This is a genomic window from Janibacter sp. CoH_79_TC_3 (assembly GCF_058197955.1).
The window spans coordinates 1-273 of record NZ_JBXWIV010000086.1; the positions used below are offsets into that span (position 1 = coordinate 1).

General features: G+C 41.0%; 1 protein-coding gene. It reads right to left on the reverse strand.

Features of this window, described 5'->3' with window-relative positions; translation table 11 throughout:
* Positions 1-51 precede the first annotated feature (51 nt).
* Positions 52-273, reverse strand: a 222-nt coding sequence (locus tag AC2FA3_RS15175; RefSeq protein WP_490510310.1) for a hypothetical protein, incomplete at its 5' end; no start/stop codon positions are given.

Below are 273 nucleotides of genomic sequence, written 5' to 3' on the forward strand. Positions count from 1 at the left end.
TTTTTGTTCCTTTCGATCCGATATTTTTTTTATCATTCCGTCATCTCGTCATCATATAGCCTTTTTACGTGCATAAAGAAATGGTGGTTCCCAAGAGTCAGAACACCAAACAATTCGGTAGAAAGTTTTTAGGAATACCCAAATGTGCAACATTTGTGGAAGGCTTTCCGGAAAAGTTTTAGCCGAATAAGGCTTTGCCTGGTGTTTGGTATCTGACAGAACCGCCATACCTTTGCACGGTAAAAAGCCAAATGATAGAGAGGCGGCAACCAC